Annotated in this window: 27 protein-coding genes; 16 read left to right on the forward strand and 11 right to left on the reverse strand. The window is 33.7% G+C overall.

Annotation, left to right across the window (positions count from 1 at the left end; translation table 11 throughout):
- Window positions 1–12 precede the first annotated feature (12 nt).
- Window positions 13–720, forward strand: a complete 708-nt coding sequence (gene pepE / locus DFQ09_RS01050) for a dipeptidase PepE (RefSeq protein ID WP_115807737.1) — start codon at window positions 13–15, stop codon at window positions 718–720.
- A 73-nt stretch (window positions 721–793) separates the two neighbouring features.
- On the opposite strand, the gene DFQ09_RS01055 is transcribed toward pepE, so the two are convergent.
- Window positions 794–1,189 carry an ankyrin repeat domain-containing protein gene (locus DFQ09_RS01055; RefSeq protein WP_115807738.1) on the reverse strand — a complete coding sequence of 132 codons (396 nt, stop codon included), beginning with the start codon at window positions 1,187–1,189 and terminating at the stop codon, window positions 794–796.
- 262 nt (window positions 1,190–1,451) lie between these two features.
- Here DFQ09_RS01055 and gpmI point away from each other — a divergent pair, with 262 nt between their 5' ends.
- Both gpmI and DFQ09_RS01065 read left to right on the forward strand, forming a co-directional pair.
- Window positions 1,452–2,969 carry a 2,3-bisphosphoglycerate-independent phosphoglycerate mutase gene (gene gpmI / locus DFQ09_RS01060; RefSeq protein WP_115807739.1) on the forward strand — a complete coding sequence of 506 codons (1,518 nt, stop codon included), beginning with the start codon at window positions 1,452–1,454 and terminating at the stop codon, window positions 2,967–2,969.
- A gap of 43 nt (window positions 2,970–3,012) precedes the next feature.
- Complete coding sequence (locus DFQ09_RS01065; protein ID WP_092466719.1) at window positions 3,013–3,411, forward strand: BT0820 family HAD-type phosphatase; 399 nt, start codon at window positions 3,013–3,015, stop codon at window positions 3,409–3,411.
- 8 nt (window positions 3,412–3,419) lie between these two features.
- On the opposite strand, the gene DFQ09_RS01070 is transcribed toward DFQ09_RS01065, so the two are convergent.
- On the reverse strand, window positions 3,420–4,688 hold the full coding sequence (locus tag DFQ09_RS01070) for an acetyl-CoA hydrolase/transferase family protein (RefSeq protein ID WP_115807740.1): 1,269 nt from the start codon (window positions 4,686–4,688) through the stop codon (window positions 3,420–3,422).
- A gap of 125 nt (window positions 4,689–4,813) precedes the next feature.
- On the opposite strand from DFQ09_RS01070, the gene map reads away from it, so the two are divergent.
- From map to DFQ09_RS01095, 5 genes are all read left to right on the forward strand, one after another.
- Entirely contained in the window at window positions 4,814–5,632 is an 819-nt protein-coding gene (gene map, locus DFQ09_RS01075) for a type I methionyl aminopeptidase (protein WP_115807741.1), read from the forward strand.
- Window positions 5,633–5,641: 9 nt separating this feature from the next.
- On the forward strand, window positions 5,642–6,415 hold the full coding sequence (locus tag DFQ09_RS01080) for a DUF3050 domain-containing protein (RefSeq protein WP_115807742.1): 774 nt from the start codon (window positions 5,642–5,644) through the stop codon (window positions 6,413–6,415).
- A 126-nt stretch (window positions 6,416–6,541) separates the two neighbouring features.
- Complete coding sequence (locus DFQ09_RS01085; RefSeq protein ID WP_115807743.1) at window positions 6,542–6,922, forward strand: GxxExxY protein; 381 nt, start codon at window positions 6,542–6,544, stop codon at window positions 6,920–6,922.
- A gap of 47 nt (window positions 6,923–6,969) precedes the next feature.
- Window positions 6,970–7,752 carry a class I SAM-dependent methyltransferase gene (locus DFQ09_RS01090; RefSeq protein WP_115807744.1) on the forward strand — a complete coding sequence of 261 codons (783 nt, stop codon included), beginning with the start codon at window positions 6,970–6,972 and terminating at the stop codon, window positions 7,750–7,752.
- 14 nt (window positions 7,753–7,766) lie between these two features.
- Complete coding sequence (locus DFQ09_RS01095; RefSeq protein WP_115807745.1) at window positions 7,767–8,135, forward strand: DUF423 domain-containing protein; 369 nt, start codon at window positions 7,767–7,769, stop codon at window positions 8,133–8,135.
- A gap of 138 nt (window positions 8,136–8,273) precedes the next feature.
- Here the strand turns inward: DFQ09_RS01095 and DFQ09_RS01100 are convergent, their stop codons facing one another.
- From DFQ09_RS01100 to DFQ09_RS01110, 3 genes are read right to left on the reverse strand one after another with little or no spacing between them, the layout of a single operon-like run.
- Complete coding sequence (locus DFQ09_RS01100) at window positions 8,274–9,251, reverse strand: FAD:protein FMN transferase (RefSeq protein ID WP_115807746.1); 978 nt, start codon at window positions 9,249–9,251, stop codon at window positions 8,274–8,276.
- Window positions 9,252–9,303: 52 nt separating this feature from the next.
- Window positions 9,304–9,681 (reverse strand): Na(+)-translocating NADH-quinone reductase subunit F, encoded by a 378-nt coding sequence (locus DFQ09_RS01105; RefSeq protein ID WP_115807747.1) that lies wholly within the window; start codon window positions 9,679–9,681, stop codon window positions 9,304–9,306.
- 20 nt (window positions 9,682–9,701) lie between these two features.
- Entirely contained in the window at window positions 9,702–10,568 is an 867-nt protein-coding gene (locus DFQ09_RS01110) for a DUF4846 domain-containing protein (RefSeq protein WP_115807748.1), read from the reverse strand.
- A 126-nt stretch (window positions 10,569–10,694) separates the two neighbouring features.
- On the opposite strand from DFQ09_RS01110, the gene DFQ09_RS18805 reads away from it, so the two are divergent.
- The 4 genes from DFQ09_RS18805 (at window position 10,695) to DFQ09_RS01130 (ending at window position 13,596) form a co-directional block, all read left to right on the forward strand.
- On the forward strand, window positions 10,695–10,973 hold the full coding sequence (locus DFQ09_RS18805; protein ID WP_179348099.1) for a hypothetical protein: 279 nt from the start codon (window positions 10,695–10,697) through the stop codon (window positions 10,971–10,973).
- Between the two features lie 248 nt (window positions 10,974–11,221).
- Window positions 11,222–11,599 carry a cupin domain-containing protein gene (locus DFQ09_RS01120; RefSeq protein WP_181897125.1) on the forward strand — a complete coding sequence of 126 codons (378 nt, stop codon included), beginning with the start codon at window positions 11,222–11,224 and terminating at the stop codon, window positions 11,597–11,599.
- A gap of 115 nt (window positions 11,600–11,714) precedes the next feature.
- Complete coding sequence (locus tag DFQ09_RS01125; protein WP_115807749.1) at window positions 11,715–13,202, forward strand: sensor histidine kinase; 1,488 nt, start codon at window positions 11,715–11,717, stop codon at window positions 13,200–13,202.
- On the forward strand, window positions 13,195–13,596 hold the full coding sequence (locus DFQ09_RS01130) for a response regulator (RefSeq protein ID WP_115807750.1): 402 nt from the start codon (window positions 13,195–13,197) through the stop codon (window positions 13,594–13,596). The genes DFQ09_RS01125 and DFQ09_RS01130 overlap by 8 nt, the downstream gene beginning before the upstream one ends.
- A 159-nt stretch (window positions 13,597–13,755) precedes the next feature.
- Here the strand turns inward: DFQ09_RS01130 and nqrF are convergent, their stop codons facing one another.
- The 6 genes from nqrF to DFQ09_RS01160 form a co-directional block, all read right to left on the reverse strand.
- The gene (gene nqrF, locus DFQ09_RS01135; RefSeq protein WP_115807751.1) at window positions 13,756–15,069 is read right to left on the reverse strand and encodes an NADH:ubiquinone reductase (Na(+)-transporting) subunit F; all 1,314 of its coding nucleotides are present in this window, start codon (window positions 15,067–15,069) and stop codon (window positions 13,756–13,758) included.
- A gap of 8 nt (window positions 15,070–15,077) precedes the next feature.
- Window positions 15,078–15,821, reverse strand: a complete 744-nt coding sequence (gene nqrE / locus DFQ09_RS01140; protein ID WP_115807752.1) for an NADH:ubiquinone reductase (Na(+)-transporting) subunit E — start codon at window positions 15,819–15,821, stop codon at window positions 15,078–15,080.
- Between the two features lie 75 nt (window positions 15,822–15,896).
- Window positions 15,897–16,541, reverse strand: coding sequence for an NADH:ubiquinone reductase (Na(+)-transporting) subunit D (locus DFQ09_RS01145; RefSeq protein ID WP_115807753.1), 645 nt, complete (start codon window positions 16,539–16,541; stop codon window positions 15,897–15,899).
- Between the two features lie 6 nt (window positions 16,542–16,547).
- Window positions 16,548–17,297 (reverse strand): Na(+)-translocating NADH-quinone reductase subunit C, encoded by a 750-nt coding sequence (locus DFQ09_RS01150; RefSeq protein ID WP_115807754.1) that lies wholly within the window; start codon window positions 17,295–17,297, stop codon window positions 16,548–16,550.
- A gap of 3 nt (window positions 17,298–17,300) precedes the next feature.
- Window positions 17,301–18,527, reverse strand: coding sequence for an NADH:ubiquinone reductase (Na(+)-transporting) subunit B (locus DFQ09_RS01155; protein ID WP_115807755.1), 1,227 nt, complete (start codon window positions 18,525–18,527; stop codon window positions 17,301–17,303).
- A gap of 10 nt (window positions 18,528–18,537) precedes the next feature.
- Entirely contained in the window at window positions 18,538–19,887 is a 1,350-nt protein-coding gene (locus DFQ09_RS01160; protein ID WP_115807756.1) for a Na(+)-translocating NADH-quinone reductase subunit A, read from the reverse strand.
- A gap of 163 nt (window positions 19,888–20,050) precedes the next feature.
- On the opposite strand from DFQ09_RS01160, the gene DFQ09_RS01165 reads away from it, so the two are divergent.
- The 4 genes from DFQ09_RS01165 to DFQ09_RS01180 all read left to right on the forward strand — a co-directional run bounded on the left by DFQ09_RS01165 (window position 20,051) and on the right by DFQ09_RS01180 (window position 25,650).
- Window positions 20,051–21,304 carry a type IX secretion system plug protein gene (locus tag DFQ09_RS01165; protein ID WP_115807757.1) on the forward strand — a complete coding sequence of 418 codons (1,254 nt, stop codon included), beginning with the start codon at window positions 20,051–20,053 and terminating at the stop codon, window positions 21,302–21,304.
- Window positions 21,305–21,475: 171 nt separating this feature from the next.
- Entirely contained in the window at window positions 21,476–21,862 is a 387-nt protein-coding gene (gene apaG / locus DFQ09_RS01170) for a Co2+/Mg2+ efflux protein ApaG (protein ID WP_115807758.1), read from the forward strand.
- A 327-nt stretch (window positions 21,863–22,189) separates the two neighbouring features.
- Entirely contained in the window at window positions 22,190–23,815 is a 1,626-nt protein-coding gene (gene pruA / locus DFQ09_RS01175; protein WP_115807759.1) for an L-glutamate gamma-semialdehyde dehydrogenase, read from the forward strand.
- A gap of 146 nt (window positions 23,816–23,961) precedes the next feature.
- Entirely contained in the window at window positions 23,962–25,650 is a 1,689-nt protein-coding gene (locus DFQ09_RS01180) for a T9SS type A sorting domain-containing protein (protein ID WP_115807760.1), read from the forward strand.
- Window positions 25,651–25,669: the final 19 nt, after the last annotated feature.

Genomic DNA, 25,669 nt, shown 5'->3' on the forward strand with positions numbered 1-25,669 from the left:
AATATTACTATTTTGAAATCAATTATTATTGCAAGTACTTCCACAATCCATGGCAGTGGTTATTTAGACTATTTATTAGAAGAACTTCAGGATCATTATAAATCTGTAAATGAAATTCTATTTATTCCTTATGCTAGACCAGGCGGTATTTCGCACGATGATTATACAAGTACAGTTTCTAAAGCTTTTAATAAGATAGGAAAAACAGTAAAAGGCATTCATGAATTTGAAAATGCAGCAGAAGCCGTTAAAAACGCACAAGGTATTTTTGTTGGAGGGGGCAATACTTTTGTACTGGTTTCACAGCTTTATAGAAATAAAGTATTACTGCCTATAAAAGAAGCCGTTAAAAATGGCACACCTTATTTAGGCACCAGTGCAGGCAGTAATATTTGTGGTTTAACGATGAATACTACCAATGATATGCCAATTGTATATCCACCAAGTTTTAAAACTTTAGGATTTGTACCTTTTAATATTAATCCGCATTACTTAGATCCCATTGAAGGGAGTACACATATGGGGGAAACGAGAGCTACTCGCATTAAAGAATTTCACGCGTATAACAACCAACCTGTAATTGGTTTACGAGAAGGCAGTTGGATTGCAGTTGAAGGCGATAAACTTACGTTAAAAGGCACTTTAGAAGCCCGTATTTTCGAATATAACAAGGAGCCTTATGAAATAGCAACTCATTCGGATCTAGCTTTTTTAAAATAAGTCTGGTATAGAAACAAAAAAGCGCCTTTAGGGGCGCTTTTTTCAACTAACTAACTCAAATAATTGTCTACTCCTAGACATTTTTCTTTTTAAAACGCTTAAGAAACATTTCAGCTTCTTTTGCGTTAGATTTCTGTGCGTGTCTTACTGGTGTATATCCTTTATCACATGGTTTGTGAATTTCAGAACCTGCAGTAATTAATGCTTTGATAATTTCTACACGATTATATTTTGCGGCATAATGAATTGGCATCATACCATTAGATTTTGCATTAACATCTGCACCAGCTTTTATAAGCCTATTTACTTCTTCTAAGTTACCGGTTGCAACAGCCCTAGTTAAAGGACTTACCTCAACGGTGTTTACAATAACTTCATTTAAACCTGAAGTTTTAAGATCATTGGATGCATTTACGTTTGAAACTGAGAAGCCTAATGCTAAGGCTAATACGATTACTGATTTTTTCATGATGAAAGATTTTAAATTTAATTGATTGTTTTTTGATTATACTAAATAGACGACATATTGCTTGAAGTGTTACACTAAAAAATATTTTATAACATTTCTTTAACGCTTTGAAAATAAATATGTTAATATCATCACAAAACATAAACAGATCTTTACGAACTAATTAGAAAGACTTAAAATAGAGTTAACATGCCAAATTTTTTTAACATACAGATTTGTTGTAGCGTTGTATGTATTATCTTTGATACTCAAAATATTTCACATGAATAAAAAGGTTATTTTAATGATTTTAGATGGTTGGGGAAAATCACCCGATCCTAAAGTTTCCGCTATAGACAATGCAAACACTCCATTTATAGATTCTCTTTACACTACATACCCAAGTGCCAGTTTAAGAACAGACGGTTTACATGTTGGTTTACCAGAAGGACAAATGGGAAATAGTGAAGTTGGACACATGAACTTGGGTGCTGGACGAATTGTATATCAAGATTTAGTAAAAATTAACCTTGCTGTAGAAAATAATACGCTTCGTGAGGAACCTGTTTTAAAAACAGCTTTTGAATACGCTAAAGTCAATAATAAAAACGTACACCTTTTAGGCTTAGTTAGTGATGGTGGCGTGCATTCTCATATTAATCATCTTTTCGGACTCTTAAATGCCACACATGATTATGGACTAGAAAATGTCTTTGTGCATGCATTTACAGACGGTAGAGATGTAGATCCAAAATCTGGATTTAGTTTTATTTCGAAATTAGAAGATCACTTAGAAAAAACCTCTGGGAAATTAGCATCCGTAACGGGTCGTTATTATGCCATGGATAGAGATAAGCGTTGGGAACGTGTAAAGATTGTTTATGATGCCTTAGTAAATGGAGAAGGAGACAAAACCAAAGATGTATTACAATCGATTCAAGATAATTACGAAAACGACATTACAGACGAATTTATAAAACCTTTAATTGTAACAGGTAATGATAACCAACCTGTGGCGACGATTAAAGAAGATGATGTTGTGATCTTTTTCAACTTTAGAACCGATCGTGGAAGACAACTAACAGAAGCATTGACACAAAAAGATTTTCATGAGTACAACATGCACAAAATGAATCTTCATTATGTGACCATTACAAATTACGATAGTACTTTTGAAGGTATTAATGTTGTTTTCAATAAAGATAACCTTACAGAAACCTTAGGGGAAGTTTTAGAAAAACATCATAAAAAGCAAATTCGTATTGCTGAAACAGAAAAGTATCCTCATGTTACGTTTTTCTTTTCAGGTGGCCAAGAAAAACCATTTGAAGGAGAAACTCGGATTTTAAGAAACTCACCAAAAGTAGCGACTTACGATTTAAAACCAGAAATGAGTGTTTATGAATTAACAGAGGCGCTAGTTCCTGAACTTAAAAAAGGAGATGTTGATTTTGTTTGTTTAAATTTTGCCAATGGTGATATGGTTGGTCATACAGGAGTTATGCAAGCAGCAATTGAAGCTTGCGAACATGTAGACAAATGCGTCAAAGAGGTTGTGACGACAGCCTTAGAAAATGATTATACCACTATTCTAATTGCTGATCATGGTAACTGCGAAACGATGATAAACCCTGATGGCAGTCCAAACACAGCTCATACAACTAATCCTGTTCCAATTATATTAATAGACAAAGATTTAAAAAACATTAAAGACGGTGTTTTAGGCGATATAGCTCCAACCATTTTAAAGTTAATTGGTGTACCTCAGCCTAAAGCAATGACTAGAGAAAGTCTTGTATAAATTTCGTAATAGTGTAACTTTGCCCTAGATTATAATAAATAGCATGAATTTTCAAAATAGATTAATAGTAGCCGTAGATTTCGATGGCACCATTGTAGAAGATGCTTATCCTAAAATTGGAAAAACGCGCATCTTTGCTTTTGAAACCTTAAAAAAGCTTCAAGAAGATGGTCATCGATTAATTCTTTGGACGTATAGAAATGGTGCAAAACTACAAGAGGCTGTTGATTTCTGTAAAGATAATGGCATTGAGTTTTATGCTGTAAATGCTAGTTTTCCTGAAGAAAAATACGATTACAGTAGAAGTCGTAAAATTCATGCTGATCTATTTATAGATGATAGAAATATCGGAGGTATTCTCGGTTGGGGCGAAGTTTATCAAATTATCACCAATGAAGAACCTAAAATTCCTACTGCTAATAAAAAGTGGTGGCAATTTTAGTAGGTCTTCTAGTTTATTAAATCAAAATAAGATTTCTCAATATCCTCTCTGTGATCTGGGTGTGCTATATTGACTAAAGCTTTTACTCTATTTTTAATTGTTTTACCATATAGATTCGCAATCCCGTACTCCGTAACGACATAATGTACATGTGCTCTCGTTGTTACAACACCTGCTCCTGGTTTTAAAACAGGAACAATTCTACTGACCCCATTTTTAGTAACCGATGGTAAGGCAATAATAGCTTTACCTCCATCACTCAATGATGCTCCTCTAATAAAATCCATTTGTCCACCGACACCAGAATACATATCAGAACCAATTGAATCTGCACATACTTGACCTGTTACATCAACCTCAATTGCAGAATTGATGGCAACCATCTTAGGATTCTGTTTAATATATGCTGCGTTATTTGTATAATTTGAAGCGCGCATTTCTACAAACGGATTATCATCTACATAATCATACAAGCGTTTGGATCCCATTAAAAATGTTGAAAGCGCTCGTCCACGATTAATCTTTTTATAGTTACCGTTTATAACATTATTAAGAATTAAATCTATAACTCCATCTGAAAACATCTCCGTATGTAAACCTAAATCTTTGTGACTCATTAACTGCGTTAAAACGGCATTAGGAATAGAACCAATTCCCATTTGAAGTGTACTTCTATCCTCGATTAAACTGGCTACGTATTCTCCTATTTTAAGTTCTATAGCATTAGGTTCAGCCATGAGATGCACAGGCAATTCTTCATTCGCTTCTACAAAATAATCGATTTCTGAAATATGAATAATTCCTGCTCCATGTGTTCTTGGCATCTGCGGATTTACTTGAGCAATCACAGTCTTAGCATTATCTATAGCAGCCAAAATAGCCTCAACAGAAACACCTAAAGAGCAATACCCATGACGATCTGGAACAGAAACATGAATCAAAACCACATCAAGTTCTAAAATGCGTTGCTGAAAAAGACGCGGTAATTCACTTAAAAAAACAGGAGTATAAGATCCATTACCCGCTTTTATGGTATGTCTTACATTTTTTCCGAGAAAAAATGAATTAACATGGAAGCTGTCTTTCAATTCCGGATTAGCATAAGGAGCAACTCCTTCGGTATGTAACTGACAAATCTCAACATTACGAAGTTCTTCATGTCTTGCCGACAATGCTTTAACAAGTGCTTGAGGTGCTGCAGCTGCTGCTTGAATATATACACGATCATTTGACTTTACCACTTTTAAAGCCTCTTCTGCTGTTACTGTTTTATACATAGTTATGCCATTTAATGCTGCAAACATATAATAGAAAACTCATTTAGAAACTGTTATATATCATGTTTTAGAAATACTTAAGAATTGTTATAATTCCCTATCTTTGCCGCTCAATATTTTGAATCATGATTATAGTAAAAACAGCAGAAGAGATTGAATTAATGCGTCAAAGTGCGCTCATCGTATCTAAAACCTTAGGTATGTTGGCTAAAGAAACAAAAGAAGGTGTAACCACGAATCATTTAGATACTATCGCTGAAGAATTCATTAGGGATCATGGTGCTTTACCTGGCTTTAAAGGCCTTTACGATTGTCCTTCAACGTTGCTTTGTAGTGTTAATGAAGCTGTAGTTCATGGTTTACCAACAGACATTCCATTAAAAGATGGTGACATTGTCTCAATAGATTGTGGGTCATTTATGAATGGCTTTTATGGTGATCACGCTTATACTTTTGAAATAGGAAATGTTGCAGAGGAGACTAAGAAACTCATTCAGATTACTAAAGAATCACTTTATAAAGGTATTGAGCAATTAAAAATTGGCAATCGCGTTGGTGATGTCGGTTTTGCAATTCAACAGTTTACAGAAGCTGAAGGCTATGGTGTCGTTAGAGAATTAGTTGGTCATGGTTTAGGCAGAAAAATGCACGAAGATCCTGAAATGCCTAATTATGGAAAACGTGGTCGTGGTAAGAAGTTTATTGAAGGTATGGTGGTTGCCATTGAACCAATGATCAATTTAGGAACGCATAAAGTAAAACAATTGAGTGATGGTTGGACGATTGTAACACAAGACGGAAAACCAAGTGTACATTTTGAACACGATGTTGCTATTGTAGATGGGAAACCAGAAATACTTTCAACTTTTGCTTATGTTCACGAAGCTTTAGGCATTACTTCAAATGAAGAAGATGCTTTTAGACAAAAAGCACTCGTTATTTAATAGACTCTCATGACAATTAAGTATTTAGAAAACGAATTAACAGACTTAAGGTCTGAACTTAACAACCATAAATTATATAGTGCTTTATCTTCTATTGAAGATGTAAAAACTTTTATGGAGCAACATGTGTTTGCCGTTTGGGATTTTATGTCTTTATTAAAAGCGCTTCAAAATCAATTAACGAACACTAGAGTGCCTTGGACTCCTGTTAAAAATCCATCGACGTCTCGTTTTATTAACGAGATTGTTCTTGGTGAAGAAAGTGATATTAATGAATTAGGAGAGCCTAAAAGTCATTATGAAATGTACTTAGATGCGATGCACCAAATTGGAGCAAGCACTTCGCAAATTGAAAGTTTTGTTAATCATATTCAAAATAATGATTCTGTATCTCATGCAGCAGAAAAAGTAACGTTGAATGCTGAAACCTTAAAATTTGTAGATTTCACATTTAAGGTAATTGCAACAAATGAACCGCACAAAATTGCCTCGGCATTTACTTTTGGTCGTGAAGATGTGATACCTGATATGTTTTTTCAAATTATCAATCAGTCTAAAACCAGCGACAACACCTATAGTAAATTAACCTATTATTTAAAGCGTCACATTGAATTAGATGGTGATGAACACGGCCCACTTTCATTAAAAATGATAGAGGAATTATGTGGTAATGATGAGCAAAAATGGAATGAAACTTTAGACGTTGCCAAAGCCGCTTTACAACATAGAATTGCACTTTGGGATGGTATTTATGATTTAATTTCTAGTCAAATAGAAGCGTAAATATTATTTTTATTTTCTGAATTAAGTAACGGTATTGTTTCTTGCTATCACTAAATAGTTATTTCTCAGAGATACTTAGAGTTTTCACGGAGATTCACGGAGCGTTTTGAGTATAATTTTGATATTATGGTTTACGATAAAATTACGGAAAATATTATAGGAGCAGCTATAGAAGTGCATAAAGAACTTGGCCCAGGCCTTTTAGAATCCGCTTATCAGGACTGTTTGTTTTATGAATTAAAAGCATTAGGCTATTCAGTTCAAAAAGAAGTTTCAAGACCTATTATTTATAAAGATATCACTTTAGATCACGGTTACAGAATTGATATATTAGTAGAAAACAAAATAGTTATTGAACTAAAAACTGTTGAGAAATTCACAGATGTTCATACTGCTCAAATATTGACTTACAAGAAATTAGGGGATTACCCAACAGGACTATTACTCAACTTTAATACTAAGCTTCTAAAAAACGGAATAAAAAGATTCATAAACACAATCGAGTAAGCACTCCGCGAAACTCTGTGTGTCTTTGTGTATCACTGAGTAACACTATGAAAAAACTCTTCAAACTTATATTAAACACCATACCAAGACCTTTACTCATAAGATTAAGCTACGTGGCACGCCCAATATTAGCTTTCTTTTTAAAAGGAGATACATTCACGGATCCAATCGATAATAAAAGTTTTAAAACGTTTTTACCTTATGGTTACGGTAACCAAAGAAACAATGTATTATCTCCATCTACATTAAGTTTAGAACGTCATAGATTATTGTGGTTATATCTTAATAAAGAAACTAATTTTTTTTCAAGAGATACTGAATCCAATTCAGCATTAAGTGTTCTTCATTTTGCTCCTGAACAATGTTTTTTAAAACGTTTTAGAAGTCTTAAAAACTTAAAATATACGACTACCGATTTACTATCACCTATTGCAGATGTCAAAGCCGATATTTGCGACCTTCCTTTTGAAGATAATAGTTATGATGTAATTCTTTGTAATCATGTTTTAGAACATATTCCAGATGATACTAAAGCCATGCAAGAATTATACAGAGTAATGAAACCTGGTGGGTATGGTATCTTTCAGATTCCACAAGAATTAGATAGAGCCGTAACTTTTGAAGATGATTCTATTACAGACAGAGATGAGCGTGCTAAAATTTTTGGACAATACGATCATGTTCGTGTTTATGGTCGTGATTATTTTGATAAGCTTCGTTCCATAGGTTTTAAAGTTGAAGAAGTGGATTATACGGCTACCCTTTCTAACGAAGACATTGAAAAATACTGCCTAGCGAAAGGTGAAATTATTCCTGTAGTTTATAAATAAAACAACATACTAAAATGACGCAACACATTATAATTGCAACTGGAGCTTTATTCGGTATGCTCGCCGTAATCTTTGGTGCTTTTGGCGCCCATGCATTAAAGAAAATCTTATCTACAGATCAATTGCATAGTTTTGAAGTTGGTGTAAAGTATCAAATGTATCATGCCATTGTTTTGCTAGCTTTAGGTCTTAGCAATACCGATGTTACCTCGGCAACGTATTGGTGTTTCACAATCGGTATTATATTATTCTCGTTTAGTATTTACGGCTTGATTTTATCTGATGCTAAAGGCAAAAAACTTCGCTTTTTAGGCCCTGTGACTCCGATTGGTGGCTTACTCTTAGTAGTGGGTTGGTTGTTGGTATTGATTAATGCTTTTTAATAATAGAATATAATTGCTGTATTTATTTATCTGAACAAAAAAAAAGCTGTTCCCCCCTTAACCTGGAACAACTTTTTTATAATGATTAATAGCATTTATAAGACACCTTATTTTTTGCTTCGTCACCTAAAAAATCACTTATTCCGGAAAGTTATTTAATGAAAGTGTTTCAAATTCTTTTGCTTCATTCTCAAAAATAATAAACACTTTTAATTCGGCATGTCGCTCTGCAAATGCCTTTACTTTATCTATTCCCATAGCCTGAAACGCCGTGGCATAAGCATCAGCCGTCATACAATCTTCAGCTAAAACAGAAACACTTAAAATATTAGTTTTAGAAGGATACCCCGTTTTTGTATCAATAATATGCGCATAGCGATTACCGTTGTCATCAATTTTAAACTTTCGATATGTGCCAGAAGTTGCCATGGCTTCCTCTTGTAAAGCGATGATTTTTGAATACGACTGCTCTCCTTCAAAATTTGGATCGTCGATACCCACTTTCCAAGGGGATTTTTTATCAAGATTAATACCTCTTACGCGTATTTCTCCTCCGATTTCAACTAAATAGTCGGTAACATTCTTGCTTTCTAAAAACTCACCAATAACATCCACACCATAACCTTTTGCAATGGCATTAAAATCTAAAAACGATTTAGAACTTTTAACAATTTTATTATCTCTCAATCCCATGCGGTTATACCCCACAGACTTCATTAAACTATCAATAGTCGTGCTATCTATATTGGTAATTTTTCCTTCTGGCCCAAAATCCCATGCATTCACTACCGATCCGATGGTAGGATCAAAAGCTCCTTCAGTTGCTCTATAAATTTCTTTGGCTTTATTAAAAACACGCGTAAAATGTGCGTCTAATTCTACGCTTTCTCCTTTATTAATTCGAGATATTTTTGAATCTGGAATATAGGTAGACATCGATTCATTTACCACAGCAAAAAGACTATCAAACTGTGTTTTATAATTTGAATCATCCGTTGTGTAATATTGGATATTATAGGCTGTACCAAATACAGGGCCACTAATTTTAATGTTTTCAGGTTCTTGATTACAAGAAAAAACAATGCTAATTAGAAATAGGTAAACTATTTTTTTCATAAATATGTAGATTGATTTAGACTGTGATTAGTCTAATAAAGCGGATGTTATATTAATTTAAATTCATTTCAATGACCTGAATCCCATTATACTCAATAAGATATTCTTCATCTAAATAAATCGGCAAACCTTCACCTTCAGGATTTCCCAACCCAACACCTGCATATAACACTTTTGCATCTTTTTCATAGGCATGTTTTTTGAAGGTTTCCATCCAAACCACATCGTAATTATTAGGGTTTTCAGGTAAAATAACAGCGCGTACAACCACAAAATAATACTGACTATTTTTATCGATACAGACAAATTGCGGATGACGTTTCAACTTAGAATTGATTGCTACAAACTCGAAACCACGAGCTTCTAGGTCTTTACCAACATGGTTCATGGCAAGATTATGTACTTCTTGAGGTGTAAGTGGTTTACTCATTATGCAAAGATACAAACTTGCTATTTAAAACGCACAAATTTGGAGCTTCCAAACGTATAATTTGAAACTGAAATCACAGCATCATCTTCTAAATGATACCATGGAGAAATCGTTGAATCTACAAGATTTTTAACCAGATGTACACTTTGCGCTGGAGTATTGCCTTGAGACAATAAAAATAACTTTTCCCCTTTAGTATTAATAATCTCATCTGTAATCATAACAATATGTCCGGGAGAACCTCCTTTAATAAGCATATCACCGATTTTTAAATCTTTAGCGGCAACGGATTCTAACTCGTTGTAAAGTGATAAAGTCCCAGAATACATGTAAATTAAATTCAAATATTTATAGAAGTTTTCTTTTGAAGTATTGGCACTTGCCGTTTTATGAAACCTTACTTTATTACCGTTAATTTTAGGCCTATACCCTTCTGCATATTTAGTCCAAGAACAATAATGCCCTGAGGTAAATTTGAAACCAATTTCATCCTTTCTGTTATTGTCCCAAAGGTATTCGCTTCTAATTCTAATTAATGCATCTGCACATTGTTGTAATCCGTTTTTAGGCACAGGAACTTCTAAAATTCCGATATGACCTCCTTGCCAAAAATAATTGGTATCATCGTAATTGATAATTTTACTTCCGAAGGGTTTTAGTTTGTAGTTTCTGAGATAATCTTGAAAACTTCCTTTTTTATAAGTTACACGTTTATAGCTTTCGGGTAAATTCACTCGCGAAGCAATCGTTAAACTATCCTTATTAACAAGGCTAGGAGTTTCGATACTCGATGTAACTATAGTAACCGCTTTTTTTACAGGTTGAAACTGAAAGGCTAAAACAGCAAGCGATGCCAATATAAAAAGGATGAGTATAACTTTCTTCATACTTAAACTAACGCAAAAGTTATGATTTTTCGTATGTTGACCTTTGAATTACAACTCGTTATTGTACGACTTTTTGATTAATTCAGCTTTACTATTAATCGCTAAAGCCTTGTAGATGTTTTTAATATGTGTACGAACTTGTATCTATGGAAACAAACAAATCATTGGCAATCCTTTGACGACTTAAATACTGAGACATTCGACCTTACATGCAATTATAAAGAGTTACTGAATAATAAAAATTTCGAATTATTAAACCCAATTGGTGTTGCATTAATTGACTATTACAATCAAATCTCTTTATTTGAAAGAGACTTAAAATTGTATTATTTTTATTTGTCTTGGACGCAAAAATCGACTAAAAACCTGATTGCTGATTTAGAAAAAGAATACGGAATCTTTTAGTACGAAATTAGACTTTACACCAGATGTCATTGATTTTAGAAAAATCATAGAAATGAAGCCATAAATAGAACTCATTGAGACCTAATAAAAATAGACCAACATATAAAAATAAAATATCAGAATTATGAAAACATAATTACTGGTATTTACCGTATTCGGATCAAGAACCGCAAATTAGACTTCTCTAAATCACAAACTAGTAATGGATAACATTCCTGAAATGATTATCTTGCTTGCAAATGAATTGAATGAAACAGAAACTTGCTTTTAAACTCGTTTTCCTTATTGCAATAGGGTTTTCAAGTTGCAAAAATAAAAACGCATTACCAGATCCTTTAGAGGCAGGTTGGAAAGGTAATGCTGTATGCGAAGTTTTAGAAGATAATAAAGAACTTAGAGTTCTTAAATGCACTTTTGAGCCAGGTGTAGGCCATGAGAAACACTATCACAATCCACATGTTGGTTACACTTTAGTTGGAGGTAAATTTAGAATTACTGATCATACAGGGACGCGAGAAGTCAATGTACCAACAGGTTATACCTTTAGCAAAGACTCAATAACATCGCACGAAGTTTTAAATATTGGAGAAACCACGTCTGTTTATTTGATTATGGAATACAAATAATATAAGTTATTTCCTACAAAAAAATCACCTTTATCGTTTTATTTAGTCATTTAGTACTGGTTTATTCCGAATTAAAATTTATATTTGCCTTTTAACCCCCTATAACTCATCTATTTTGTCTATCCCTAATACACAAAACAAGAGTAGTATTGATTTGTTAGATTTTATCCAAGAACGTGCCACCATTGGTACTTGGGAATATAATCCTATATCTACTATTCTAAACTGGAGCATTCAAACAAAAAAAATACACGAAGTTCCTCTAGATTATATTCCTAACGTTGAAATTGGTCTCTCTTTTTATAAAGAAGGCTACAGTCGAGATACAATCACTAGATTATTTACCAATTGTATTGAAAACCACAAAGATTTTGATATTGAAGTTCAAATTATCACCCATACAGGAAAAGATAAATGGATAAGAGCAATAGGCATAGCTGTCGTTGAAAATGACAAATGCGTTTTAGTTCAAGGTTTATTTCAAGATATAGATAAAACAACAAAAGATTCAAAAAAACTAGCCTTTAAAGAACTTCAACTTAGAAGAACATTTGAAACTGCTTTAGTTGGAATGGCCATCGTAGATTTAGAAGGTAATTGGCTTGAAGTTAATAAAAGTCTATGTGAAACTTTTGGTTATAGTAAAGAAGAAATAGAAAAGTTAACCTTCATGGATATTACACACCCTGATGATTTACGAAAAGACTACAAGGCCATGATGAGTATGATTAGTGGTAACATTGATCATTATGAAACTGAAAAACGTTATATAAGTAAACAGCAGGAAACGATTTGGGCGCAGTTATCTACATCAATTGTGAGGGATGACAAAGGACAACCACTACATTTCGTTGCTCAAATAAATGATGTTACTGAAATAAAAAAAACGAGCAAAAAGATTTCACAATTATTGACTACAACCGAAGATCAGAATAAACGTTTATTAAATTTTGCTCATATTGTATCGCATAATCTCAGATCGCATTACGGTAATTTAGATATGTTATTAGATATTGTAAAAATGGACTTACCAGAAACTACAGATAATGAGATTTTCCCTTTAATAAGTATGGCTGTAAATCATCTCGGTGAAACTGTAGAAAATCTAAACGAGGTCGCTGCAATTAACATTCAAAAGGATCTAAAAACAGAACCATTAAACCTACTAGAGAATTTTAATAGAGCATATTCTAGCATTTCTGCACTCATAATAGATTCTAAAACTACAATTTCTATAAATATTGATCCTAATATTGTAGTGAAAGCAGTACCCGCCTATTTAGATAGTATTCTATTAAATTTTTTAACCAATGCCATCAAATATAAAAAGCCTACTGAGCCCGCAAAAATCGAAATAAACACAAGAATTAAAGATCGTTTTATCGTATTAGAAATTAGGGATTATGGTCAAGGTATTGATTTAATCAAATATGGAGAAAAACTATTTGGCATGTATAAAACATTCCATAAGCACGATGACTCTCGTGGTTTAGGTTTATTTATAACTAAAAATCAAGTGGAAGCCATTGGTGGAAAAATTGAAGTAGAGAGTGAAGTTAATGAAGGAACAACCTTTTATATACATTTAAAAACACATGAATAAAATTGACGTAGCATGTATCATCGATGATGACCCAATATTTGTTTTCGGCGCAAAAAGAATGATGGAATTATCAGATTTTTGTAACTCATTTATGGTATTTAAAAATGGACAAGAGGCCCTAAATAGTTTAAAACCAATAATGATTGCTGGTGAAAATGTTCCGGATATTATACTACTAGATATTAACATGCCTATAATGGATGGTTGGCAGTTCTTAGAAGAGCTTGTTAAGATTGAATCTCATAAATTGCTTACTATATACATCGTAAGTTCTTCCATTGACCCAGCAGACATAAATCGCGCAAAACACTATAAAACGATATCTAATTACATTATAAAGCCCATTTCTACAGATACGTTAAAAGAAATATTACAAATAGAGTTGGCCAAATAAAAATAGCCACCGTCTTTATATTAAAATCGAAGCTTGAAATTAGATATTAAATCTTTAGAAATTTAAGCAAAAAAAAACCAACTCTTCTGAGTTGGTTTTTTTTTATAAAGATTCTACTTTTAAAAGTAGAACGACAATTTTAAACATAGTGTCTTAAGACTAGCCGCCAAAGTCATCAAATCTAATGTGCTCATCCGGAATTCCGAAATCTTCACCCATTTTTTGAACGGCTTGGTTCATTAATGGTGGTCCACAGAAATATAATTCAATATCTTCAGGTGCTTCATGATGACTTAAGTAATTATCTATTACACAATTGTGAATAAAGCCTACGAAACCATCACCTTCCTCATCATTAATATCTGTTTTAACTTTCCAGTTATCACTTTCCATTGGCTCTGATAATGCCAAATAGAATTTAAAGTTTGGAAAATCTTTTTCTAAAGCTCTAAAGTAATGGATGTAAAACAATTCAGCTTTAGAACGTCCACCATACCAATATGTTACTTTACGACCTGTTTTTATAGTTCTAAATAATTCATATAAATGCGAACGCATTGGAGCCATACCTGCACCACCACCAACATACAACATTTCTGATTCAGAATCATTAATAAAGAACTCACCGTAAGGTCCTGAAATTGTTACTTTATCTCCTACTTTTTGATTAAAAATATAAGATGACGCAATTCCTGGATTTACATCCATCCAGCCACCTTTGGCGCGATCAAAAGGAGGAGTAGCTACACGTACATTTAGCATAATTCGTCTTCCTTCTGCAGGATAAGAAGCCATAGAGTAAGCACGTTCCACAAGCTCTTCGTTTTTCATAACTAAAGGCCATAACCCAAACTTTTCCCAATCTGACTTAAACTTATCTGGTTCACCTGGATGATCTTCCGGATGCGCAGTAACGTCCATATCAGCATATTTAACTTCTATTTCTGGAATTTCAATTTGAATATAACCTCCCGCTTTGTAACCCATATCTTCAGGAATTTCAACTACAAATTCCTTAATAAACGTTGCTACGTTATAGTTAGAAACAACCGTTGCTTCCCATTTTTTAATACCGAATACTTCTTCAGGAATCGTAATCTCCATATCCTGCTTTACCTTAACTTGGCAAGATAAACGAGCACCTTCTGCTAATTCCTTTCTAGAAAAGTGAGGTGTTTCTGTTGGAAGTGCTTCACCTCCACCATTTAAAACATGACATTCACACTGAATACATGTTCCACCACCACCACAAGCAGATGGTAAGAATATTTTTTGAGCTCCTAAAGTACTTAATAAGGTACTTCCTGAAGCTACTTCTATCTCTCTTTCACCATTGATAGTAATTTTTACTGGTCCCGAAGGAGACAGTTTTTGTTTCACTACAAGTAAAAGCGATACCAATAATAAAGTAACTACTAAAAACGCGACAACTGTAGCGATGACCGTTCCTATTGTGCTTGCTGCTAATACCATATTCTTAATTAATTTTTATCTGAATCTTTTATTGTTTCAATCGCAAGACTAGACGCCTCGTCCTTTTTCTCATCAGCAATAGCTGTAACCATGCCTACCGTATTTTCTACAGTTTCTTCTGTTGCTTCTTCTTCACCTCCTGTAAGCATACCACCGAAGCTCATAAAACCAATTGCCATAAGTCCTGTTATAATGAATGTAATCCCTAAACCTCTTAAAGCAGGTGGTACATTACTATATCTAATTTTTTCTCTAATTGCAGCAATGGCTACAATCGCTAAAAACCACCCAATTCCAGATCCAATACCATAATTAAGTGCTAAACCTAAAGTTTCAATTTCACGAGATTGCATAAATAAAGACCCACCTAATATGGCACAGTTTACTGCAATTAATGGTAAGAATATACCTAGTGAATTATACAATGATGGAGAAAATTTCTCTACAATGATTTCAACTAATTGCACCATCGTTGCGATAGTTGCAATAAACATAATGAATGATAAGAACCCTAAATCGTAATCTGCATACTCTGGTCCTAACCATATTAAGGCACCTTCTTGTAATAGATACTGATCTAATAACCAGTTTAAAGGCACTGTAATTGCTAATACAAAAATTACGGCAGCTCCTAATCCTACTGCTGTAGATACTTTTTTAGACACTGCTAAGTAAGAACACATACCTAAGAAGTATGCAAAAACCATGTTGTCTACAAATATCGATTTAAAAAATAACTCTAAATGTTCCATATATTTTGTTTTTAGTTGTTAGTCTTTAGTTGTTGGATACTGCTATCAACAAACAACTAGTAACTATAAACTAATTTAGTCTTCTATTAATTCTTTATTTCTACTACGTTGTACCCAAATGATCAAACCAACTACAATTAAAGCCATTGGAGGCAAAACCATAAATCCGTTATTCTCATAGCCAATAGCGTATAATCCTGTTTTTTCCACAGAATCTCCAAGTACTTTAAACCCGAATAAAGTTCCCGAACCTAAAAGCTCTCTAAAGAAACCAACGATTATAAGGATTAGACCATACCCCGCTGCATTACCAATACCATCTAAAAATGATTGCCATGGTTTATTTGCTAGTGCAAAAGCTTCAAAACGTCCCATTATAATACAGTTGGTAATAATTAAACCAATAAATACTGAAAGCTCTTTACTTAAACTATAAGCAAATGCTTTTAATACTTGATCTACAATAATAACCAAAGTTGCAACAACTATTAATTGTACAATAATTCTAATTTTAGAAGGAATGATATTTCGCATTAAAGAGATAACTACGTTACCTACACTAAGTACGAAGACCACAGAAATAGCCATTACAATAGATGGTTTTAACTGTGCTGTAATCGCTAAAGCAGAACAGATACCTAAAACCTGAATGGTAATTGGGTTGTTATCCGCTAAAGGATCTAATATTAGTTTACTATCTTTTTTTGATAAAAGTCCCATACTTTTTTAGTTTAATGTCTTGAAATAAGGCACGTACATTTTTAAATCTTTCATAATCATTGCGGTTACACCATCACCTGTAATTGTTGCTCCTGCAATGGCATCTACTGCATTGTCGCTTTTCCTTTCATTCTTAGGATCTGCATTTCCTTTAGCTACATTTATTCCTTTAAAGACACCTGCATCATTCAATAAATGTTCTCCTGCAAAATCATCCATAAAGTATCGTTGTTTAATCTCTGCACCTAAACCTGGTGTTTCACCTGCATGGTCAAAAAACACACCTTGTATTGTCATTGATTTATCAACGGCTACAAACCCCCAAATAGCATCCCATAAGCCTTTACCTCTAATAGGAATTACATAGATTGGGTTACCATCTTTTACTCCTTCAAACAAAGGTAATTTCCTTGTATAATTAGGATCTTTTGCTTTTGTTTCTTCTTTCTTAATATCTATTAAATATGCTTCAGAATTTTCAGTAGCCTTAGTACCTTCAATTACATATTGCTTAGTAATAGTGTTCGTAAATTCTTCTTCTACTTTATCTGTAGAAATGAATGCAACATCACTTGTACCTTCATTGGCATTAATGCCCATGGCATACAATATATTCTGTTGTTTTTCAAAACGTTTATTAGCATCCACTAAAGGTTTTAAGCCTGAAGCAAGTCCTGCAAGTATAGAACCCACTACCAACACCATAACAATGGCAAAAATAATGGTATAACTATTTTTTTCTGTATCGATTGCCATAATTTAAGCTGTTTTTAATTTTGCTCTTTTTAATCTTCTTTTCACATTGCCTTGCACTACATAATGATCTATGGTTGGTGCAAATACATTCATTAACAATATTGCTAACATCACTCCTTCTGGGTACGCTGGGTTAAATACACGAATCATAATAGATATAAAACCTATTAGGAAACCGTATATCCATTTTCCTTTATTAGTTTGAGATGCGGTAACAGGATCTGTTGCCATATACACAATACCAAATGCCATACCTCCAATTAATAAATGATGCCAGAACTCAGTACTCATTAAGCCGTAAAATTTACTTGTATCTGTGATCCATCCTGCTGCTACGACTAGGTTAAAGATATACCCCATTACTAAAGCACCAATAACAGAACTTAGCATTATTCTCCAGCTTCCAATTTTTGTAAAAATCAGAAATAAACCACCTAACAAGATTAACAATGTAGATGTTTCACCTATTGAGCCAGGAATAAAACCGAAAAACATATCCATTACGGAATAGTCAACTCCATGCGATTGGGCTAAACTACCTAAAATAGTTTCTCCTGAGATCGCATCGGCCGTTGAGCCATTTGCTATTTCTCTAGTTCTTTCTACAGCTCCTTCTACCCAAACTTTATCACCACTCATCCAAGTAGGATAAGCGAAGAACAAGAATGCTCTAATGGTTAATGCAGGATTTAAAATATTCATTCCTGTACCTCCAAATACTTCTTTACCAATAACAACACCGAAAACAACTGCAACAACTAACATCCATAATGGAATATCGATTGGTACAATTAATGGCACTAACATCCCTGTTACTAAGTATCCTTCTTCAACTTCGTGCCCTTTAATAACGGCGAAAAGAAATTCAACACCTAAACCAACACCATAAGAAACAAGTAGTATCGGTAATATTTTCCAGAAACCTAGAGAAAAATTCTGTAATGTCCAGAATTCACTGCTAAAGAAACCACTTGTTACCGCTTCTATTTCTCCTGCTGCTACATAATGCTGATAACCTGCATTGAACATACCAAAGATTAAGCACGGAATTAAAGCCATAATTACCGTGTTCATAGTACGTTTTAAATCGTCTGCCGCCTTGATATGTGTACCACCATGGGCAGTATCATTAGGCGTATAAAGAAATGTATGTAAGGCATTGAAAGCCGGAGCCATCTTAGTTCCTTTATATTTTTCTCTTAAACTATGTAAGTTTTGTTTTAAACCCATTATCTATTTTTTAACCGATTTCTTCTAACATTAAATCCAAGCCTGCTCTAATAATTTGCTGATGTGGCTGCTTAGACACACACACAAATTCTGTTAAAGCAAAATCTTCTGGTGCAACTTCGTACATACCTAAAGCTTCCATTTCATCTAAATCTTTATACAAGCATGCTTTTAAGATTTGCATTGGATATATATCTAATGGAAAAACTTGTTCGTAATTACCTGTAAGAACAAAATTTCTATGTTCACCATTCATATTGGTATTTAGATCGTATTTTTTATTTGGTGTTAACCAAGAAAAAGTTAAAGCTCTAGTATTAGATACTTTATCAAAAACGGGTTTATTCCATCCAAATAATTCGTAGTCATTACCTTCAGGGATTACAGAAATTATATTGCTATAATAATCTAAATAACCATCTGGCTGAACACGTTTTCCAGACAATACATTTCCTGAAATAAAACGATCATTACCATCTCTTTCAACTCCGTTATCATAAACCATAGTTGAGATTTCCGAACCTAATTTTGTTCTAAAATAACGTGGTTTTTTAACTGAAGATCCAGCTAAAGCAATAATACGTTCAGCGTTAAACTTACCTGTTAACAACAACTCACCAATAATTACTAAATCTTGTGCATTAACGGTCCAAACTGTTTCTCCTTTATTAACAGGACTAACCTTATTAATTAAAGTACCGACATTACCTGATGGATGTGGGCCAGAAACGTTATGTGTTATTGCATTTTGCAAATTAGCTAGAGGTGACTTAGAACTGCCTATTGAAATATGAACTCCGCCTTCTGTTAATTTAGACAACGCAGTTACTGCCGCTTGCAATTCAGCTTCTTTACCTGCCAAGGTAAAGTCTAAATTAGCTGCTAGAGGCGCACTTGCGTAACCCGAAATAAAGATAGCTTTTGGCGTACTGTCTGCTTTTGCTACAACATCGTAAGGACGTTGCTTAATAAAAGCCCAACAACCTGAAGCTAACAAATGAGCTTTAGTTTTTTCTGCATCTGAAGCCAAATCAAACTTACCATGATCTACATAAGTTTGTTCTTTATCTGCTGTTATTTTAATAGCGTCTATACGACGTCTTGGTCCACGTTGCACTTCCGTTATTTCACCAGAAACTGGAGAAACAAATTTCATTGTTTCGTTATCCTTGTTATAAAATAAAGTCTCACCTGCTTTTACACGTGCCCCTTCTTTTGCAACAAGTTTTGGAATAATACTGTGGAAATCTTCGGGTTTTATAGAGTAGAAATTGCTAATAATAGCATTCTCTGTCGTTTGCTCGGCTTCGCCGACCAACCTTATATCTAAACCCTTTTTAATTTTGATGTCTTTTGACATATACTTAAAGATTAGTTACCTAAAAATCGGTGCAAATTTACGAATTAATGCTTAAAAAAGACCCAAAATAAAGCTTCTTTTTTATTTGTAATGATTATAAATAAGAGATTTGTGTTAAGGCACAGATTTTGATTATATTTATACGCTTAGATTTCAAAATAAAATGAAAAAAAACCTTTTTAGCCTTTCAGTACTATTACTATTTCCTATAATTCTGCTCTCTCAAGTTGTTGAAGAACTTAATCCGCCAGATTTTATAAAAACAGTAACCTTTAAGAGTAACACCACACAAGGACAACTCCCTATTTTAAAGCTTGGTGAATCTCTTATGTTAGAGTTTGATGCCTTAACAGGTGATGAAGAAGACTTTTATTACGTTATTGAACATTTTAATTTTGACTGGACTCCATCTAATCTCGTGAAGTCAGAATACCTGAGTGGACTAGACAATCAACGTATTTTAGATTACGAGAACTCTTTTAATACGTACCAAATTTATTCGCACTACAATTTAGTCATTCCAAATACGCAGACACGAGGATTATTGAAAAGCGGAAACTATATGATTTCTATTTACGATGATTATGATGAACTGATGTTTAGTAGAAAATTTATGGTTTACGAAAGTCTAGCTAGTGTTGGTGTCAATGTAAAGCGCTCTAGAGACGTTAAAGTTATTGCAGAAAAACAATCTGTAGATCTTGTCATCACTACTAATGGCATGAACCTGAATAACCCATTAGAAACCATTAAAACACTTATTATTCAAAACAACAATCTCAATACGGCAATTTCAGATCTAAAACCACAATACACACTGGGCAACGAACTTATTTATCGTTACGATACTGAATCTGCATTTTGGGGAGGAAACGAATACCTGTTTTTTGAAAACAAAGATGTTAGAGCAGCGAACGTTGGCGTTCAATTTATTGAGTTAAGGGATCTTTATCACAACTATCTATACACTAATATTAATCGTAAAAACAGACCCTACACCTATAATCCAGATATTAACGGAAACTTTTTAGTCACTATTATAGATAGAGACAACCCTGATATTGAGGCCGATTATGTGATGGTTCACTTTTCATTACTACAAGAGGAATTGAAGTCTAAAGACATTTATGTTTATGGTAACTTTAACTATTATATGCTTGAACCCTTAACTCAAATGTTTTTTAATCCTGAAAGCAAGCGTTATGAAACCACACTTTTATTAAAACAAGGCTTTTACAATTACAAATATGTGACCGTAGACAAAAAAACAGGAGTGTTAGACGAGGGAGCTATCAGTGGTAATTTTTGGGAAACCGAAAACAATTATAAAGTTTTGGTGTATTACAAAGATCTTGGTTCGCGTTACGACAGACTAATTGGTTTTGGGGAAGCGACTTCTGTAAACATTTCTAATTAAAACTTTTATAAGCGATCCATTATTAAAATAAAAATAACAGCAAGAACTATTAACATATTCACATCACCTACCACATTTATAACCAATTTGTTAAAAATGGCATCCTCTCAACCGATTTATAACGCTTCATTAAAAAAATATGCTATTTTAGCATAGAACAACATCCCAATCATGGTACAACAAGTAACTAGCGGCATAAAAATCACTGTAGAAACCAATTTTGAAGGTACATTTTATAAAAACTATAAAGTACACTTCGCCTTTGGCTATAAAGTCACTATTGAAAACCAAAGTAAAGATTCTGTTCAATTGAACTCTAGACACTGGAAAATACTCGATGCCTTAAATAATGAAGAAATTATTGAAGGTGAAGGTGTTATCGGCAAAAAACCTGTATTAAAACCAGGGGAATCACACACTTACAATTCAGGCTGTTTATTAACCTCGCCTTTTGGCGCTATGAGCGGTCATTACAATATGATCAACTTATCGAAAACCAACAATTTTAAAGTCTATATTCCTTCTTTCAAATTAAGCGCTCCTTTTGCACTTAATTAATTCTTAGAATCTCACTTTTTTAATAGACAATATCTCCTTTTAAAAATCAATAGTCATAATATTGAGTTTATCTTGTGAACCTACAGGATTGTTGCTGCAATAACCACAATCCTAACAAATTACCATCATAAGTTATTTCGAATACCAACGTCAACAGGTAACACATTAGCTTGACGATTCGATAGAAATATTATCCACATTTCTGACCCTAGATTACAACGACTATATTTCCAATCTTCACACAACTATAACGTTTGAAAGAAATAATATCTTTTAAAAATCGTACATTTGCACTTTCAAAATTCAAACTAAAAAAACAAATATATTATGGGAAAAGGATTCTTTAATGTACCAGTAGCAGTTAACGAACCTGTTATGTCTTACGCACCTGGTTCTGCAGAACGTAAAGCAGTTTTAGAGGCTTATAAATCAATGTTTAATTCTAAGGTTGAAGTTCCTTTATACATAAATGGAAAAGACGTAAAAACTGGAAATACCAGAACTATGTCTCCTCCACACGATCACCAACACGTTGTAGGTGAATACCATTTAGCAGAAAAAACACATGTTGAAGACGCTATTTCTACAGCACTAGAAGCACGTAAATCTTGGTCACAAATGCCATGGGAACAACGCGCAGGTATTTTCTTAAAAGCTGCAGAATTAATCGCTGGTCCATATAGAGCTAAGATTAATGCTGCAACAATGATTGCACAATCTAAAAACATTTATCAAGCTGAAATTGATGCCGCTTGTGAACTTATAGATTTCTTACGCTTTAATGTTCAGTTTATGTCAGACATATACATGGAGCAACCAGAAAGCACTAGTGCAGCATGGAACAGAGTAGAATATAGACCTCTTGAAGGTTTTACGTACGCTGTAACCCCTTTTAACTTTACAGCGATTGCAGGTAATCTACCAGCATGTATGGCTTTAATGGGTAATGTGGTCGTTTGGAAACCAAGTGATAGCCAAGTCTATTCTGCAAAAGTAATTATGGATATTTTTAAAGAAGCAGGTGTACCAGATGGTGTTATCAATGTTGTTTTTGGAGATCCTGTAATGATTACAAATACAGTATTAGCAAGTCCTGATTTTTCTGGTTTACATTTCACAGGTTCTACGCATGTGTTTAAAGAACTATGGAAGCAAATTGGAAACAATATCCACAACTACAAGACATACCCAAGAATTGTTGGAGAAACAGGTGGAAAAGATTTTATAGTAGCACACAAAACAGCAGATGCTAAACAAGTAGCAACCGCTATTGCACGTGGTGCTTTTGAATTTCAAGGTCAAAAATGTAGTGCAGCCTCTAGAGCTTATGTGCCTAAAGGAATTTGGGCAGATGTAAAGAAGTATTTAATTGAAGACTTAGAATCTTTCAAAATGGGCTCTCCAGAAGACATGAGTAACTTTATTACGGCAGTCATCCATGAAGGTTCTTTTGATAAATTAGCTAAATATATTGATGCAGCTAAAGCAGATAGCGATGCAGAAATCATTGCTGGTGGTAACTACGATAAATCTAAAGGTTACTTTATTGAGCCTACAGTCATTGTAACTACAGACCCAAAATACACTACAATGTCTACAGAATTATTTGGTCCTGTAATTACAATATATGTGTATGAAGATGAAGCTTACTCTGAGACTTTAAAATTAGTTGATGAAACAAGTGAATACGCATTAACTGGTGCTATTATTTCTAGAGACAGATATGCTGTTGAAGAAGCTACAAAAGCGCTTCAGAATGCCGCAGGAAACTTCTATATAAACGACAAACCAACTGGTGCTGTTGTTGGTCAACAACCATTTGGTGGAGCTAGAGCTTCAGGAACAAATGACAAGGCCGGAAGTCCTCAAAATTTATTACGTTGGGTATCTCCAAGATTAATTAAGGAAACATTTGTAACTCCGACAGATTATAGATATCCTTTTTTAGGATAATACCAACACTATATTAAAATTTAAATCCTTAGAAGTTATATACTTTTAAGGATTTTTTTTGCTTTTAATAGAAATCACATTTATAATCAGCAATTTACAAATCAAAGTTTGTATCTTTTCGAGATAACAATTCAAATTCTGTACTTATGAAAAAACATTACTTTATTCTTTTATTATTGTTACCTTTTCTAAGTGTTGCTCAAATTTCGATAACTTCTGGAATTACTCCAGATTTATCTGCTTATGGAGAAGCCACAAACTATCCTGGCGAAGGTGAATATCAAATATTTCTAAGTCCAGATAACATTTTAGACCAACCTATTTTTGTAGTTGATGGTTTTGATCCCGGAGACGCAAGAGATATCAATGGCTTATATAACTCATTAGACTTTGTAGGAACAGCCGGAAATCAAAATTTAGCAGACTTGGTAAGAGCTGAAGGATTTGACGTTATCATCTTAAACTTTCCTACATATACAAGAACAGCTGATGGTGCAACTGTAGATGGAGGAGCTGATTTTATGGAACGTAATGCTATGATACTAGTAGAACTTATTGAAACTATAAACGCAGATAAAGCTGGAAACAGCCCTGAACAAAATGTAATTATTGGCCCAAGCATGGGTGGAGTAATTGCGCGTTATGCATTAAATTACATGGAAGCAAATTCAATAGATGCAGATACCAGACTTTACATCTCTTTTGATTCTCCTCATCATGGAGCAAATGTCCCAATTGGCTTACAACATCAATTAAACTTTTTAGCCAATAATAACACCACTGGAGTTGCAGAAGTACAACCTTTAATAAATGGACTATTAAAATCCGCAGCAGCAAGACAATTACTGACAGATCATTTAGAAGCTCATTTATCTGGAGCAGATTTAGTATCGTTTGATCCAGCACTTAAATTACCCGTAGCACATCCTTTCAGAGGTATATTTGATACTAATATTAATGCATTAACCCCATCTGGATTTCCAGAGATGACAAGAAACGTCTCAATAATTAACGGAAGTGGCATTAACAATCCGTACTTCGCTATAGGGAATTCTGGACCAACGGTTACCAATAACTATCCCGTAATAAGCACCACACTAGATGTTCCTTTTTCTATTTTTACAGCTAACATTATAATTGATGTGAATTTTACTCCGGAGGCAGGAGAAACAAATACCGTTAGTAGTATTTCAATAGAATTATTTGGATCTGAAATTGAAGGTTCTGAAGCAGAAAGTGAATCTTTTAGTTATTCTGATGGTGTAGATGCTGCGCCAGGAGGTTTATTTGATTTATCCGGATTTACTGGTGAGTTAGGAGCCGACGGAGGAGTTGCAGGCGATTTTGTAAATGCCCTCGCTATCGATAAATTTAATTTTATCCCTTCAGTTAGTGCTTTAGCAGTAGCGTTTGCAAATGACGAAATAAATTGGAACCATACCATAGATTTAGAGGGTTCTAACCCAACAACGGACACGCCCTTCGCCAATACATTTACCCCAAACGATAATGAACCACATGTTCAACTTACCGAAGCCAATGTCGCTTTTGCTTTAGACGAAATATTAAATATACCATTACGCGTTTCTGATTCAGAATTATATTCCGTAAAACTAGAGAAAAATCCTATTAAAAATGAATTAGTACTTCTTTCTAATCTAAATAGTAAAGCCTCTATTTTAATCAGTGACTTAACAGGGAAAATTGTTTACAGTTCCTCTAAAGAATTAACAGGCAGAGATGTTATAACTATTAATTTAAACTCAGGTTTTTACATTTTAAATATCACCAGTGAAGTTAGTACGTTTACAACCCGATTTATAGTCAGCAAATAAAGTTCCTATTTCCACTAAA

It is taken from the genome of Winogradskyella pacifica (assembly GCF_003386275.1).
GTDB classification, from domain to species: Bacteria; Bacteroidota; Bacteroidia; order Flavobacteriales; family Flavobacteriaceae; genus Winogradskyella; species Winogradskyella pacifica.